Genomic DNA, 14228 nt, shown 5'->3' with positions numbered 1-14228 from the left:
TCAAGCCTACGCGGCGCGGCTGAAGCGGGAGCGGTACTGCTGCGGCGACAGTCCGATCCGATCGCGGAAGTGCTTGCGCAGCGCGGCTCCGGTGCCGAACCCCGAGCGGTTCGCGACGTCGTCGACCAGCAGATCGGTCGTCTCCAGCAGCTCCCTCGCCCGGTCCACGCGTGCATCCGCGAACCAGTCGCCGACGGTCCGCCCCGTCTCGGCACGGAAGCGCCGCGTGAGTGTGCGCACGCTCATCCCGAAGGCGTCGGCCACCGCGCCGAGCGAGAGCGGCTCGTCGATGCGCGCCAGCAGCCAGGACTGGATGTCGCTCGCGGATCCCGTTCCGCCGATGACGGAGGGCCTGGCGACGAACTGGCGCTGACCCCCGCCGCGGTGCGGCGCGGCGAGAGTGACCTGCGAGACGGTCGCCGCGATGGACGCACCGTGATCGCTTGCGATCAGATGCATCGTCGCGTCGATCGCGGCGGATGCACCGGCGGCGGTGAGGACGCCGCCGGTGTCGACGAACAACTCGTCCTGGCGCAGGCGCACCTGCGGGAACCGTCGCTCGAACTCGGCGGAGGCGCACCAGTGCGTCGTGGCGTCCTTCCCGTCGAGCAGGCCTGACGCGGCGACGGTGAACGCGCCGGTGCAGAAGCTCACGATGCGGCGGTCGGCGAACTCCGCGAGCCCGATCGGGTCGCCGGAGGTCTCCGCAGCGCTCCAGGGCGGAACGACGATCGTGTCCGCGACGCGTAGCGCATCGCGGTCGGCCTCAGGGGCGACCGAGAAATCGCTGTTCGTGCGCACGGGTCGACCGTCGAGCGTGCAGGTGGTGACGGAGTACAGCGCCTCGCCGTCGCGATGCGCGGCGCGGAAGAACCGGGCCGGGATCCCCAGCTCGTAGGGGAAGACTCCTGGTAGCGCGACGACGACCACATGATGCATGGCCATATCTTGACATATCTTGTCTATCCGGCCACTGTCGCGCCGGCGGATCGCACGCCAGGCTGGGTCGTACGGCCGGGTGGGCCGCACGACAGAAAGGTGCGCACATGCGCTCAGTGAAGTACTCCGGTGCAGGTCAGGCCGCAGAGGTCGTCTCCCTCGTCGAGGCCGAGATCCCGCGACCCGGCGCTGGAGAGGTCGTCGTCAGGGTGGGCGCGGTCGGGATCAATCCCGTCGATGTCAAGATCCGCGCGGCCGCGACCGACTTCGGGCCCATCGAGTACTCCGACCGGCCGGGATGGGACGTCGCCGGCGTCGTGAGCGAGGTCGGTGAGGGCGCCGGGCGCTGGACCACGGGCGATCGCGTCTTCGCCCTCGCGGCCTTCCCCTCCGCAGCGCACACGCTGGCGGATTACGCGATCGTCGCCGCCGCAGACCTCGCGTCCGCACCGGCGTCGTGGAGCACGGCGCAGGCGGGCGCCGCGCCACTGGTCGCGTTGACCGCCTGGCAGGCCCTCGAGGCGGCGGGCGTCGTCGCCGGTCATCGGGTCCTGGTGCTCGGAGGCTCCGGTGGCGTCGGCCACCTCGCGATCCAGCTCGCGAAGGCCCGTGGCGCCCACGTCATCGCCACGGCGAGCACGGCCAAGCACGACCTGGTCCGCTCCTGGGGAGCCGACGAGGTGATCGACTACCGGGACGCGGAGCGCCTGGCCGTCGTGCCGCGCGTGGATGCCGTGATCATCACGGTCGACGATACCCTGCCCCCGCACGGGGCGGTAGGAGACGCGACCGCGGTGATCACGATCACCGGTCTGTCCGACCCGCAGCGGGACCAGCTCGCGGCATGGGGCGCCGCTCCCGTCGCGCGTATCCTCGTGCACGCGGACGGCGCGCAGCTGGCCGAGATCGCCGCGCTCGCGGATGCCGGCGCGGCGACGGTCCACCTGGATTCGACGTTCGCGCTCGAGGAGCTGTCCGCGGCGCACGAGCGGGTCGAATCAGGACGCGTCACCGGCAAAGCGGCCGTGATCGTCGACCCCGAGCTCTGACCTCAGGCGTCGAAGCTCAGGCTCAGCTTGCGCAGCAGCGCGGCCATCCGGTCCCGGTCGCTGCGCGAGAGTGCCTGGAGCAGATCGGCTTCCACATCGACGAGTCGGGTGATGGCCGCATCCACCCGGGTGCGGCCGTCCTCCGTCAGGGTGACCAGGATGCTGCGGCCGTCGCCCGGATCCGCCTCGCGCCGGACGAGCCGCCGCGCCACGAGCCTGTCGATCCGGTTGGTCATGGTCCCGCTGGAGACCAGGGTCTGCTGCAGCAGCTGCTTCGGGCTCAGCTGGAACGGGTCGCCCGAGCGGCGAAGTGCGGACAGCACGTCCCACTCCCAGGACTCGAGCTCGCTGCGGCGGAACACCTCTCGCCGCGCCCGATCCAGCAGACGCGTGAGGCGATCCATGCGCGAGAGCACCTCGAGCGGCGCGAAGTCGAGATCGGGGCGCTGCACGTTCCACGCCTCGACGATCCGGTCGACCTCATCCGCCTCGCTCATCCGTTCATTATCCCGCGCCGCGTGCCGCGCTCCGACCCGCTGCGCACCAGGGCCAGAGTCATGAACGTGCTGAGGGGGTCGGGGGAGTACCGGCCGAAGGCGTCGCACTCGACGAAGCCGGCCCTGGTGTATATCATCCGCGCCGGGGCGAAGAAGTCGTCAGCACCGGTCTCCAGCGACAGCCGGCGGATGCCGCGGCCTCGCGCGTCGTCGATCAGGAAGGCGAGCATCGTCCGGCCGATCCCCCGGCCGCGCAGGTCGGGATGGGTGCGCATCGACTTGAGCTCCTCGTGCCCGTCCTCGACGGCGGCGAGGGCACCGGTCGCCACGATCGCGCCGGCCTCGACGGCCGTGAACAGACGGATCGCCGGTGCCAGCAGGCCGTCCAGCGGCAGCGCATGCTGGCTCTCCGGCGGTGCGGTGCCGACCATGTCCGCGTGATGGGCGGCGATGAACTCGGCCAGTGCGGGAGTCGATGCTCGCACCCGCTCGATCGTGACGGTCATGGCCCCAGCATCCCAGCGCCGTGTTTCCGGCGGATGACGCGCCGAGCTTCACTCCTGCGCACCGGTCGTCCAGCCCGGGCATGGCAGACTTGACGGGCGGCTCCGTCTCCGGAGGCCGCGGTCCGCCGTGGTGTAATGGCAGCACGACAGCCTTTGGAGCTGTGAGGTTCAGGTTCGAGTCCTGGCGGCGGAGCATGACGCAGAACAACCTCGCCATCGTCGTCCTCGCAGCAGGGCAGGGCACGCGGATGCGCTCGCGCCTTCCGAAGGTGCTGCACCCGATCGCAGGGCGCCCTCTGGTCGGACACGTGCTGACCACCGCGACGCGTCTCGGTGCGGAGCACATCGAGGTCGTCGTCCGGCACGAGCGCGATCAGGTGGTCGCGGCGCTCGCCGAGGCGTACCCGGACACCGTTTTCGTCGATCAGGACGATGTTCCCGGTACGGGGCGCGCGGTCGAGGTCGCGCTGGATGCGATCCCCGGGTTCGACGGCGATGTGCTGATCCTCTCCGGCGACTGCCCGCTCGCCGACGCCGAGACGCTCAGCGCCTTCGTGGCGGAGCACCGGTCGAGCGGGGCTGCGGCGACGCTGATGACGGCCATCGTGGACGATCCGACCGGCTACGGGCGCGTCATCCGCGACGCAGCCGGCGATGTCGACCGCATCGTCGAGCAGAAGGACGCGACCGACGACGAAGCCGCGGTCAACGAGATCAACGCGGGCATGTACGTCTTCCGCGCAGCGGCTCTGCGCCAGTACCTGCCGGTGGTCGGCGTCGACAACGCGCAGGGCGAGAAGTACCTCACCGACGTGCCTGGACTACTGCGCCAGGCCGGCGATCGCGTCGCCGCATCGGTCGTATCCGACATCACCGTCACCTTCGGCGTCAACGACCGCGCCCAGCTGGCCGAGGTCGGCCGACTCCTCAACCGGCGCATCGTCCGCCGGTGGCAGCTCGAGGGCGTCACGATCATCGACCCGGCGACCACGTGGATCGACGACGACGCGAAGCTCGCGGCGGACGTCACCGTGCTGCCGCACACGCAGATCCTCGGTGCCACCGTCATCGCAGCCGGAGCGACCGTCGGCCCTGACACGACGCTCGTGGACTGCGAGGTCGGCGAGGACGCCGTCGTCAAGCGCACCGACGCGAACCTGGCCGTCATCGGCGCGGGCGCCACCGTCGGGCCGTTCTCGTTCCTGCGACCGGGCACCGTACTCGGCGCGAAGGGCAAGATCGGCGCCTATGTCGAGACCAAGAACGCGCAGATCGGCGAGGGCAGCAAGGTCCCGCATCTGTCGTATGTGGGCGATGCCACGATCGGCCGAGGCGTCAACCTGGGCGCGAGCACGATCACCGCGAACTACGACGACGTGAACAAGCACCGCACCGAGATCGAGGACGAGGTGCACACCGGCTCGCACACGGTGCTCGTCGCGCCCGTTAGGCTGGGAGCTGGAGCGAAGACCGGAGCCGGTGCCGTCGTCCGCAAGGACGTCCCGGCGGGTGCCCTGGCCATGAGCGTCGCCCCTCAGCGCAACATCGAGGGGTGGGTCGAGAAGAACAGGGCGGGAACCGGCGCTGCGCAAGCGGCGTCCCGAGCACACGATGCGGCAGAGAAGGCAGGCGATGGCGCGCAAGAAGAAGACCGTTGAACTGGATCGGGACAACGGCATCGCGCCGGGACTCGTCGCCAAGACGAAGAAGCGGCTCGTCGTCGCAGGCGGGCGTTCGCACCCCGAACTGACCCGCGCTGTGGCCGAGGCGCTGGGCACCGAACTCGCACCGACCGAGCACCGCACGTTCGCGTCGGGTGAGATCTACTCGCGCTTCGAGGTGTCGATCCGCGGTTGCGACCTGTTCCTCGTCCAGACCTTCGGCGAGCCGGTCAACGAGTGGCTCATGGAGACGCTCATCATGATCGACGCGGCCAAGCGCGCGTCGGCGAAGCGGATCACGGTCGTCGCGCCGTACTACCCCTACTCCCGCCAGGACAAGAAGGGCCGAGGCCGCGAGCCGATCAGCGCCCGCCTGGTCGCCGACCTGCTCAAGACCGCAGGCGCCGACCGCGTGATGAGCGTCGATCTGCACGCCGCGCAGATCCAGGGCTTCTTCGACGGGCCAGTGGACCACCTGTTCGCCAAGCCTGTCCTGCTGGACTACTTCGAGCGCACCCTGAGCCCCGCGGATCGGGAGATCCTCACGGTCGTCTCCCCGGACATGGGCCGTGTGCGCGTGGCGGACACGTGGTCGGACAGCCTCGGCGCCCCGCTCGCGATCATCCACAAGCGTCGCGACCCGAAGGTCGCGAACCAGGTCTCCGTGCACGAGATCGTCGGCACGGTCGAGGGCCGCACCTGCCTGCTCGTCGATGACATGATCGACACCGGCGGCACGATCGTCAAGGCCGCCCAGGCGCTGAAGGCCAACGGCGCGCACCGCGTCATCGTCGCGGCGACCCACGCGATCTTCAGCGACCCGGCGAACGAGCGCCTGCAGGACTCGTCGATCGACGAGGTCGTCGTCACCGACACGATCCCGCTCACCGAGTCGCGCCGCTGGGAGAACCTCACGATCCTGCCGATCGCTCCGCTGCTGGCACGCGCCATCCGCGAGGTGTTCGAGGACGGTTCCGTCACGAGCATGTTCGGCGGAGACGCGTAGGCCTGACGACACAGCGTACGCATAGCATGGCTCCTTAATCTCGGAGCTCCCACAGAGCGCACAGAGCCGGAGGACTGCCATGATCCGCACGACCGTTCCCTCATTCGCCCGCAAGGGTGCCGCCGTCGCCGGTGTCGCCGGACTCCTCGTGCTCGCCGGGTGCTCCGGTGACGCGGATGCCGAAGGCAGTGCGGAGTCGGACGCTGCCGACTCCGGCACGACCACGGCGGAGTACACCGACGGCACGTACACCGCTGAAGGCTCGTACCAGACGCCGGAGACCGTCGAGACGATCTCCGTCACGCTGACCCTGGCGGACGGTGTCGTCACCGAGGTCGAGGTGACCGGCGACCCGCAGGCACCGGAGACCGAGCAGTTCCAGGGACAGTTCATCGACGGGATCGACGAGGAGGTCGTCGGCGTCGCGATCGACGACATCGACGTGGATCGCGTCGCGGGTTCGTCGCTCACCAGCGGCGGATTCAACGCAGCCGTGGATGACATCAAGGAGCAGGCGGCGGCGTAGGACGTGACGCTCTGGCGCTTCGACGCGATCGGCACCCGCTGGGAGATCGAGAGCGAACGCGTGCTCACCGACCATGAGCGCGCCCGCGTGGGCGAGGTCATCGATCGGTTCGATCGGGAGTGGTCGAGGTTCCGCTCGGATTCGGTCGTCAGCTCTCTCGCGGCCGGTGGGTCCGCGGCGCTGCCGGTGGATGCCGCGGCGATGCTGGATGCCTACCGGGAGCTGTCCGACGCGACCGCGGGAGCGGTGAATCCGCTCGTCGGCCGCAGCCTCGCCGCGCTCGGCTACGACGCCTCTCTTTCGCTGGTGGCATCGGATGCCGAGCCGGCGCCGGACGACTGGCCATCGATCCTGGGCTGGCGCGAACGCCTGACGCTAGCGGAGCCGGCGATCATCGACGTCGGAGCCCTCGGGAAGGGGCGGCTGGTCGACCTCGTCCAGCGGGAGCTCGCGGACGTCCCCGGCGGCCTCGTGGTCGACGCGTCCGGCGACCTCGCCGTTCGTGGACGGGAGCTGCGGGTCGGGCTGGAGCATCCCTACGACTCCGCGCGGGCGATCGGCGTCGCGACGATCCGTGATCAGGCGCTGTGCGCGTCGGCCGTCAACCGTCGGGTCTGGGGAGACGGGCTGCACCACGTGCTCGACGCCCGCACCGGACTGCCTGTCCTGACGTGGGCCGCGACATGGGCGATCGCCCCCGACGCCATGCACGCGGATGCCGTGGCGACCGCCCTGTTCTTCGACGGGGGCACGCGGCTCGCCGCCGAGTGGGGAGTCGAGTGGGTGCGGATGAGCACGGACGGCCGGACCCAGCGTTCGGCGGGATGTCCGGTCGAACTGTTCACGACGGCCTCCTGACGCCGGCGGATACGGCAGAGTGAGTATCGTGACGACGTCCTTCACCGCATTCCGACAGCAGGTCCTGGCCCGGCTGGGCTCAGTCTCGATGTACCGGCTCGTCCTGGCGGCCCTCGCGACCCTGGCGGTGATCGCCGTCGCGCTGTCGGCTCTCGGCGTGATCGTCGCCCCCACGCCGCTGGAGATCCTCGTCTCCTTCGTCGTGCTGACGGTGGTGATCTCGGTGGTGGATGCCGTCGCGCAGCGCATCCTGCGATTGCCGTGGCGCGTCGAGTCCTCCCTCGTGACGGCGCTCATCCTGCTGTTCGTGCTCCGACCCGGTTACGAGCCGGCCGCGATCCTGGGGCTGGCGCTGGCCGGCGCGCTGGCGAGCCTGTCGAAGTACATCATCGCCTGGCGCGGACGGCACATCTTCAACCCCGCGGCGTTCGGCGCCGCGGTCGTGTCGATCCTGGGAGCGTTCGGCGCGCTCGAATGGCTGGGCACGTCCTCGTCCTGGTGGATCGGCACGCCGTCGATGGCGCTGCCCGTCGCGGTCCTCGGCCTCCTGGTGCTGTGGCGCACCGAGAAGGTCAGGGTCGTGCTGGTCTTCGTTCTGATCGCGGTCGCTACCGCAGTTCTGCGGCAGTTCATCCAGGCGCAGCAGTTCGGGCTCGATGTCGAGCTCGGCACGGCACTGTCGTTCGCGGTGCTGCAGACGCCGTTCCTGTTCCTCGGCGCGTTCATGCTGTCCGAGCCGCTCACGCTTCCACCGCGGCGGTGGCAGCAGTTCTGGGTCGCCGGCGCGGTCGGCGTGCTCGCCGGCTGGCCGATCTCGGTCGCCGGGCTGTTCACGCTCGGCCAGGAGCGGGCCCTGCTGATCGGCAACCTGATCGCCTTCGCCTTCGCCCTCCGCGGCTCGGTCCGGCTGACGCTCCGCAGCCGCGAGTTCATCACGCCGACCGTCCAGGAGCTCACGTTCCAGGCGCGGGGGAAGCTCCGGTTCCTGGCAGGGCAGTACCTCGAGCTGGACGTGCCGCACCGGCGTCCGGATGCCAGGGGCACGCGCCGCGAGTTCAGCATCGTCTCCGCACCCGCTGACCTGCCTACCCTGCGCATCGCGTACAAGAACGGCGATCAGAAGCATCCGTCCAGCTACAAGCGCGCCCTCGCGGCCGCGGAGCCGGGGGCGACGCTCGCCGTGACCGGTACGTGGGGCGACTTCCTCCTGCCGCGTGGCGAGGCTCCCGTGCTGATGGTCGCAGCCGGGATCGGCGTGACGCCGTTCGTCTCGCAGCTGCGTCAGCTGGCCAGCACCGGACAGCAGCGCGACATCGTGCTCGTGTACGTCGCGTCGGACCCTGCGGAGCTGGCGTTCCGCGACGAGTTGGCCGCGACCGGAGTGCCCGTGATCGTCTTCACCCGTGCGGAGCCGGAGGACCTGCCGCCGCACTGGCGCTGGGCCGGCGGTGTGCGCCTCGACGCCGAGCATCTCGAGCGCGTCGTGGGCGACCTGTCGGGCAGGCACGCGTTCATCTCGGGTCCGCCCCGCCTCATCGCCGATCTCGCGCCGGCGATGCACAAGGCGCGATCGCTCACGACCGACGCGTTCGCCGGGTACTGATCCTCAGCTCGCGCCCCCGGCGCCCCGGCCGGGCGATGCCGGGTTCACGGGGAGGCGGACGGTGAAGGTCGTGGACCCCGGCTCGCTGTCGACGGCGATGTCGCCGTGGTGTCCGTCGACGATCGCCTTCACGATCGCCAAGCCGAGGCCGGTGCCTCCGGTCTGACGGGCCCGCGAGCTGTCGCCCCGCACGAATCGCGCGAACAGCTCATCGCGTACCGCTGGGTCGATCCCAGGGCCGTCGTCATGGACCCGCAGGATGCCGTGGTCGCCGTCCTGCGACACGGTCATGGTGATCGTCGTACCGGCCGGAGTGTGGGTGCGCGCGTTCGCGAGGAGGTTCGTCACGACCTGGTGCAGACGTCCGGCGTCGCCGACGACCGTGACCGGCTCTGCAGGGATCTCGAGATCCCAGGCGTGATCCGGGGCCGTGGGGCGGGCATCCGCGACGCCTTCGACGGCGAGCTGCGTCAGGTCGACGGTGCCGTGCACGAGCTCGCGTCCCTCGTCCAGTCGCGCCAGGAGCAGGAGGTCCTCGACCAGCCGTGTCATGCGTATCGACTGGGCCTGGATGCGCTCCAGGGCGGAGCCGGTGCTCTCCATGGCGGCCGGCGTCGCGGCGGTCCCGGCCTGTTCGGCTCTGCTGAGCGCCTTGAGGGACAGCTCGGAGTAGCCGCGGATCGAGGCGAGCGGGGTGCGCAACTCGTGGCTGGCGTCGGCGACGAAGCGCCGCATCCGTTCCTCGTTCTGCTGGCGGGCGGACAGCGAGCTGTCGACGTGGTCCAGCAGGGTGTTCAGAGCCGCGCCGACCAGACCCGTCTCGGTGCGGGGGTCGGCCTCGGCCGCCGGGACCCGCTCGGTGATCGAGACCTCGCCCCGATCCAGCGGCTGGTTGGCCACGCGGGTCGCCGTCGCGGCCACAGCCCGAAGCGGGCGGAGTCCGACGCGGATCGTGATCGCCGTCGTGAGCGCCAGGAGGATGAGCCCTCCGAGAGTAGCCATCGCGATGACCGTGAACAGGCGAGCGAGCGTGTTCTGGATCTCGTCCCGAGGGAGGCCGGTGACGACGGTGATGCCGCCGTGCTGGGTCTGCGTCGCCGCGATCCGGTACGAACCCAGGTCGTCGATGGTGACGGTGACCAGTCGCGAATCCTCGAGCTCCTGATCGATCTGGCGCAACTGCGTCTGCGTGAGCGGAGTCGTCGTGCCCTGTTCGACCACAACGCCGCTCGGGGGGATCGAGTCCTGACCGCCGGCGATCGCGAGGACCACGCCATCGGCGGAGGTGACGCCCTTCATCACCATCTCGGCGGTGAGCTCCTGGCCCGTGATGCGGGCCAGAGGCGCCCTGTTGTCCGTATAGGACTCGAGGCGCGCGAGGTTGGAGAGCACCTTCTGATCGAGCTGGTTCTCGAGGGTGGTGCCCAGCGTCGCGCTGGTGATGACGGCGACGATGATGAGGATGAGGGAGACGAACCCGATCACGGCAGCCATCAGCCGGGTCTGCAGGGTGACCGGCCGTCGCGCGGGGTTCGTCGTGGTCACTGCGGGGCCTTGATCATGTAGCCGACGCCGCGGACGGTGTGCAGCAGGGGAGTGCGGCCGGCATCGATCTTCTTGCGCAGGTAGGAGATGTAGAGCTCGACGACCGAGGACTTGCCGCCGAAGTCGTAGCTCCACACGCGGTCCAGGATCTGGGCCTTGGACAGCACCCGTCGTTCGTTGCGCATGAGATAGCGCAGCAGTTCGAACTCGGTCGCGGTGAGCTCGATCTCGTCGCCGCCGCGGACGACCTCGTGGCTGTCCTCGTTGAGCGTCAGGTCGGCGACGCGCAGGATCGACTGGGAGTCGTCCGCCGTGGCCTGGCCGCTGCGGCGGATGATCGCGCGGAGGCGGGCGATGATCTCCTCCAGGCTGAAGGGCTTGGTGACGTAGTCGTCGCCTCCGGCGGTCAGACCTGCGATGCGGTCGGCGACGGCATCCTTCGCGGTCAGGAACAGCACCGGAACGAAGTTGCCTGACTCGCGCAGGCGGCGCAGAACCGACATGCCGTCGAGGTCGGGCATCATGATGTCGAGCACGAGCGCATCCGGCTCGAACTCGCGGGCCACCTGCAACGCTTCCAGGCCGGATGACGCGGTGCGCACCTCCCAGCCCTCCATGCGCAGCGCCATGGCCAGGAGGTCCGTGAGCATCTGCTCGTCGTCGACGGCGAGGATGCGCAGCGGCGAGCCGTCCGCGCGGCGGAGTTCAGGCAGATCGGTGGTCATGACACCATTCTGAGGCGTCTCCTATGAGATTTCTATGGAGCCTGTTATGGGGCGGCTGTGAATTCCGCGTCGCCCTCGTGACGATCGAGCTGCTGCTCCCAGATCGAGGACATCTCGGTCAGGGCACGCTCTGTGATCGCGATCGTCGCCTGTGCCGCCTTGTCGGCGTTGCCCGTCTGGATCGCGGTGGCGATGTCGACGTGCCACTGGAGCGCCTCCGGCGCTGGGAACTGCGGCATCAGACGGTAGTGCGTGCGGCCGCGCAGCACCTCCTCGACGAGGCTGTGCAGCTGCGCGAACATCTCGTTCCCGCTCATCTCCAGGATCAGGCGATGAAACTGCAGGTCGACGCGGAGGAACTCCTCGGCATCCCCCTGGCGACCGGCGGCCCAGACGCGCCCGGCGAGCCCGACCAGATCGCTCGCGCGGTCGAGCGGCGCGCGCATCGCGGCCAGTCGTGCCGCTGCCGGTTCGATCGCACCGCGCAGTTCGGTCAACGACCGCAGCTGCGCGACGCGCCCCGGCCCGGCGAGACGCCAGCGGATGACCTGGAGATCGTATGCGTTCCACTCGCTCGGCGGGAGGACGCGAACGCCGATGCGACGCTTGGGTGCCACCATCCCGAGCTGTTGAAGAGCACGCAGTGCCTCGCGCACGACGGGGCGCGAGACCTGGAAGCGGCTCTCGATCGACTCGGTCGTGAAGATCGTCTCCGACGCGATCCGTCCTGCGCAGATCTCTCTGCCGAGAGTGTCCAGGACCATGTTGCGCAGGTCGCCGACCGCGGGCGGGAGGGTCGGAAGCGGGTCGGTGCCGGCGAGGTCGGTCATCGCATCAGCATATCTTTCCCGTCACACAGGTTGAATTGTCTGACTTTAAGTCGATAGCGTCAGCTTGAGGCAGATATGAGGATTCCGCGCCCACGGCGGGCGCGACGAAAGGATGACGTTGACGAAGAATGCGATCACGGTCGTGGTCATGGGTGTGCAGGGCATCGGGAAATCGACGATCGGGCGTCTGCTGGGAGACCGGCTGGGCGTGCCCTTCATCGACGGCGACCGGCTGCACCCGCCGCGCAACGTCGAGTCCATGGCGGCGGGGATCCCCCTGACGGACGCCGACCGCGAGCCATGGCTGCACGCCGTCGGTGAGACGCTCGCCGCCCACAAGGCGACCGGGGTCGTCGTGGCATGCTCGGCGCTGCGTCGCACCTACCGGGACCTGATCCGCTCGCACGAGCCGGACGTCCGCTTCGTGGAGCCGTGGGGCCCGATCGAGCTGGTCGCCGAGCGGGTCGGTGCGCGTACGCACGAGTACATGCCTGCGACCCTGCTCCAGTCGCAGTACGACACGCTCGAGCCGCTCGCGGAGGACGAGCGCGGCCTTCGCGTCAGCGTGGTGCAGACGCCCGAGCAGATCGTCGACACGGTCGTCGCCGCGCTCTTCGGCGAGGCGGAGGCGCTCGCGTGACCTCGATCATCTCGCGCGTCGAGGCGCTCCCTGTCGCACCCCGATGGCTGTTCGTGCGGATCGAGACGAGCGACGGGATCGTCGGGTGGGGTGAGGCGTCGCTGGAGGGCTACGGCGACGTCGTCCGAGTGGCCGTCGAGCAGTTCGCCGCGTACCTGATCGGCAAGGACCCCGGTGTCATCGAGGATCACTGGCAGGTGCTGACCAAGGGCCAGTTCTACCGCGGCGGCGCGGTGCTGGCGAGCGCCGTGTCCGGTGTCGATCAGGCGCTGTGGGACATCAAGGGCAAGCGCCTCGGCGTCCCCGTGCATGATCTGCTCGGCGGCGCGGTCCGTGAGCGCATACGCGCGTACGGCTGGGTGGGCGGCGACGATCCGTCCGAAGTCGCCGACCAGATCACCGCGCAGCTGGAGGTCGGTCTGACGGCCGTCAAGATGAACGCCTCCGGTCGGATGGGGCGAAACGGATCGGTCACCGAGCTCGACGGCGTCGTCGCGCGCGTCGCCAGCGCGAGAGCGGTTCTCGGGCCCGACCGGGATGTCGCCGTCGACCTGCACGGACGCTTCTCGCTGGCCACGGCCCGGCGTCTGGCGCCGATGCTCGAACCGCTGCATCCGTTCTTCATCGAGGAACCCGTCGTGCCGGAGAACTCGCACGTCATCGGCAGGATGGTGGACGCGACCACCGTGCCGATCGCAACGGGCGAGCGCCTCTACAGCCGTCAGGAGTTCCTTCCGGTCCTGCAGGCCGGGATCGGGATCGCGCAGCCCGATCTGTCTCACGCCGGAGGCATCTCCGAGGTGCGGCGCATCGCGGCTCTCGCCGAGACCTTCGACGTGACGCTGGCCCCGCACTGTCCGCTGGGTCCGCTGGCGCTGGCGGCGTGCCTGCAGGTCGGATTCGCGACCCCGAACTACCTCATCCAGGAGCAGTCGATCGGCATCCACTACAACAAGGGAGCCGAGGTGCTGGACTACGTCCTTGATACCGGACCGCTCAAGTTCGTCGACGGATCCTTCGAGCGCCTCACCGGCCCCGGCCTCGGGATCGAGATCGACGAGCAGGCCGTCCGCCAGGCGGCATCGCGCTGGGAGACCTGGCAGAACCCCATCTGGCGCCACGACGACGGTTCGGTGGCCGAATGGTGAGCATCGTGGACAACGACCAGCTGCGCGAGCGCGTCCGCCGGGAGCGCATCGTCGCGATCCTGCGCGGAACCGATGTGGATGCGACGGTCGTCGCCGCGCGGACCCTGATCGAGGCCGGTATCGGCACGGTCGAGATCGCGCTCACGCTGAAGGACGCGGGCGAGGCGATCCGTCAGCTCGTCGCGGATGCCCCGGCCGGGGCGCTGGTGGGAGCCGGCACCGTCCTCACCGAGGCGGACGTCGACCATGCCGTCGACGCCGGCGCGCAGTTCATCGTCACCCCCACGCTCGCACCCTCCGTGGGCTATGCGATCGGGCAGCGCCTCGGGGTGCTGCCCGGCGTGTACACCCCGACGGAGATCCACCGCGGCATGGAAATGGGGGCGGCAGCGGTCAAGCTGTTCCCGGCATCCGCGCTCGGGCCGGGGTTCGTCAAGGCCGTGCGCGACCCTCTGCCTGACGCGCGCATACTGCCGGTCGGCGGCGTGACGGTCGAGAGCATCGGAGACTATCTCGGAGCCGGCGCATTCGGCTTCGGGATCGGCGGACCGCTGGTCGGCGATGCCGCTCGTCCTGGCGGCGATCTCGCGGCACTGGCGTCTCGAGCCGCGGCGTTCCGTGCGGCGCTCGAGGCGGCAGAGCCGGGGGCGGTTTCGCCCTGAGCGCACGACGGGGACGGATGTCAGTCGCCGGTA

At 69.8% G+C, this 14228-nt stretch carries 15 protein-coding genes and 1 tRNA gene; 10 read left to right on the top strand and 6 right to left on the bottom strand.

The features are described 5' to 3' along the window. Positions 1 to 6: 6 nt before the first annotated feature. Complete coding sequence (locus OED01_RS11055) at positions 7 to 939, bottom strand: GlxA family transcriptional regulator (protein WP_264155331.1); 933 nt, start codon at positions 937 to 939, stop codon at positions 7 to 9. A 107-nt stretch (positions 940 to 1046) separates the two neighbouring features. Between OED01_RS11055 and OED01_RS11050 the strand changes: the two genes are divergently transcribed. Then, positions 1047 to 1988 carry an NADP-dependent oxidoreductase gene (locus OED01_RS11050; protein ID WP_264155330.1) on the top strand — a complete coding sequence of 314 codons (942 nt, stop codon included), beginning with the start codon at positions 1047 to 1049 and terminating at the stop codon, positions 1986 to 1988. A gap of 2 nt (positions 1989 to 1990) precedes the next feature. On the opposite strand, the gene OED01_RS11045 is transcribed toward OED01_RS11050, so the two are convergent. Further along, positions 1991 to 2485, bottom strand: a complete 495-nt coding sequence (locus OED01_RS11045; protein ID WP_264155329.1) for a MarR family winged helix-turn-helix transcriptional regulator — start codon at positions 2483 to 2485, stop codon at positions 1991 to 1993. Next, positions 2482 to 2991 (bottom strand): GNAT family N-acetyltransferase, encoded by a 510-nt coding sequence (locus OED01_RS11040; protein ID WP_264155328.1) that lies wholly within the window; start codon positions 2989 to 2991, stop codon positions 2482 to 2484. The genes OED01_RS11045 and OED01_RS11040 overlap by 4 nt, the downstream gene beginning before the upstream one ends. Before the next feature lie 121 nt (positions 2992 to 3112). Here OED01_RS11040 and OED01_RS11035 point away from each other — a divergent pair. From OED01_RS11035 to OED01_RS11010, 6 genes are all read left to right on the top strand, one after another. Continuing rightward, positions 3113 to 3184: transfer RNA gene (locus OED01_RS11035), tRNA-Gln, on the top strand. 1 nt (position 3185) lies between these two features. Further along, positions 3186 to 4649 (top strand): bifunctional UDP-N-acetylglucosamine diphosphorylase/glucosamine-1-phosphate N-acetyltransferase GlmU, encoded by a 1464-nt coding sequence (gene glmU / locus OED01_RS11030; protein ID WP_264155327.1) that lies wholly within the window; start codon positions 3186 to 3188, stop codon positions 4647 to 4649. Beyond that, complete coding sequence (locus tag OED01_RS11025) at positions 4624 to 5658, top strand: ribose-phosphate diphosphokinase (protein WP_264155326.1); 1035 nt, start codon at positions 4624 to 4626, stop codon at positions 5656 to 5658. Before glmU ends, OED01_RS11025 begins: the two co-directional genes overlap by 26 nt. A gap of 79 nt (positions 5659 to 5737) precedes the next feature. Next, positions 5738 to 6184, top strand: coding sequence for an FMN-binding protein (locus OED01_RS11020; protein ID WP_264155325.1), 447 nt, complete (start codon positions 5738 to 5740; stop codon positions 6182 to 6184). A gap of 3 nt (positions 6185 to 6187) precedes the next feature. Next, positions 6188 to 7042, top strand: a complete 855-nt coding sequence (locus OED01_RS11015) for an FAD:protein FMN transferase (protein ID WP_264155324.1) — start codon at positions 6188 to 6190, stop codon at positions 7040 to 7042. Between the two features lie 28 nt (positions 7043 to 7070). Beyond that, the gene (locus tag OED01_RS11010) at positions 7071 to 8645 is read left to right on the top strand and encodes a flavodoxin reductase (protein WP_264155323.1); all 1575 of its coding nucleotides are present in this window, start codon (positions 7071 to 7073) and stop codon (positions 8643 to 8645) included. A gap of 3 nt (positions 8646 to 8648) precedes the next feature. Here the strand turns inward: OED01_RS11010 and OED01_RS11005 are convergent, their stop codons facing one another. From OED01_RS11005 to OED01_RS10995, 3 genes are read right to left on the bottom strand one after another with little or no spacing between them, the layout of a single operon-like run. Beyond that, positions 8649 to 10190 (bottom strand): sensor histidine kinase, encoded by a 1542-nt coding sequence (locus OED01_RS11005; protein ID WP_318841105.1) that lies wholly within the window; start codon positions 10188 to 10190, stop codon positions 8649 to 8651. After that, the gene (locus OED01_RS11000) at positions 10187 to 10915 is read right to left on the bottom strand and encodes a response regulator transcription factor (protein WP_264155322.1); all 729 of its coding nucleotides are present in this window, start codon (positions 10913 to 10915) and stop codon (positions 10187 to 10189) included. The genes OED01_RS11005 and OED01_RS11000 overlap by 4 nt, the downstream gene beginning before the upstream one ends. 44 nt (positions 10916 to 10959) lie before the next feature. After that, on the bottom strand, positions 10960 to 11745 hold the full coding sequence (locus OED01_RS10995; protein ID WP_264155321.1) for a FadR/GntR family transcriptional regulator: 786 nt from the start codon (positions 11743 to 11745) through the stop codon (positions 10960 to 10962). Between the two features lie 112 nt (positions 11746 to 11857). Here OED01_RS10995 and OED01_RS10990 point away from each other — a divergent pair, with 112 nt between their 5' ends. The 3 genes from OED01_RS10990 to OED01_RS10980 are packed head-to-tail and all read left to right on the top strand — an operon-like array spanning position 11858 to position 14195. Then, positions 11858 to 12385, top strand: a complete 528-nt coding sequence (locus OED01_RS10990) for a gluconokinase (protein ID WP_413231579.1) — start codon at positions 11858 to 11860, stop codon at positions 12383 to 12385. Then, positions 12382 to 13533, top strand: a complete 1152-nt coding sequence (gene dgoD, locus OED01_RS10985) for a galactonate dehydratase (protein WP_264155320.1) — start codon at positions 12382 to 12384, stop codon at positions 13531 to 13533. The genes OED01_RS10990 and dgoD overlap by 4 nt, the downstream gene beginning before the upstream one ends. Continuing rightward, positions 13527 to 14195 (top strand): bifunctional 4-hydroxy-2-oxoglutarate aldolase/2-dehydro-3-deoxy-phosphogluconate aldolase, encoded by a 669-nt coding sequence (locus OED01_RS10980; protein ID WP_264155319.1) that lies wholly within the window; start codon positions 13527 to 13529, stop codon positions 14193 to 14195. The genes dgoD and OED01_RS10980 overlap by 7 nt, the downstream gene beginning before the upstream one ends. Positions 14196 to 14228: the final 33 nt, after the last annotated feature.

This window comes from Microbacterium sp. M28 (assembly GCF_025836995.1).
Classification (GTDB): Bacteria; Actinomycetota; Actinomycetes; order Actinomycetales; family Microbacteriaceae; genus Microbacterium.
This window is presented reverse-complemented; position numbering and strand designations above follow the sequence as displayed.